Here is a 604-nt window from a genome sequence, read left to right as displayed (position 1 = left end):
AGCACCAGCGCCGGCGCAGCTTTGAGGCCGGCGAAGAGCCGCCTCGCCTCGCGCGCCGCGATCGGAGAATTGTCGTCGTCTGACATGACGCGGGCCCTGACCTCCGCAGGCGGATGGTTACGCCGTCTAGCGTAGCACCATCCGCGTTGTCGGGACCCCGGACCTCAGCACTTCACCCGCTTCTGCTCGCGGTCGACCGCGGCTTTGACGCCGGCGGAGGCGCGCGGATATTTGCGGCCGACCTCGCCGAAGGCGGCGCAGGCGGCCTCCTTCTCCTTCAGGGCGGCGAGCGACTGGCCGAGCCGCAACAGCGCATCCGGCGCCTTGGCCGATTTCTCGTATTTGGTGGTGACGGCGAGGAAGGCTTCCGCGGAATCGCGATATTGCTGGCGCTGGAAATAGCTCTCGCCGAGCCAGTATTGCGCGTCCCCGAGCAGCGGATCGCTCGGATATTTCTGCGTGAAGTTCTTCATGGTCTGCTCGGCGAGCGCGTAGTCCTTGCGCTGCATGTAGCCGATGCCGAGATCGAACTCGTCGCGCGGCGTCGCCGAGGGCGGCAGCGTGGTCAGGCCGGTGCCCCCCGCTGGCGCGGGATAGCCGGGCT

At 67.9% G+C, this 604-nt stretch carries 1 protein-coding gene; it reads right to left on the bottom strand.

The annotated features are described in order from the left end of the window. Window positions 1–164 precede the first annotated feature (164 nt). Window positions 165–604, bottom strand: a 440-nt coding sequence (gene ybgF, locus MOV75_RS41135; protein ID WP_247008591.1) for a tol-pal system protein YbgF, incomplete at its 5' end; no start/stop codon positions are given.

The sequence above is a fragment of the Bradyrhizobium sp. PRIMUS42 genome (genome assembly GCF_023006515.1).
Taxonomy (GTDB): domain Bacteria; phylum Pseudomonadota; class Alphaproteobacteria; order Rhizobiales; family Xanthobacteraceae; genus Bradyrhizobium.
The sequence above is the reverse complement of the archived record's forward strand: the minus strand, read 5'-3'. Positions and strand labels throughout refer to the sequence as shown.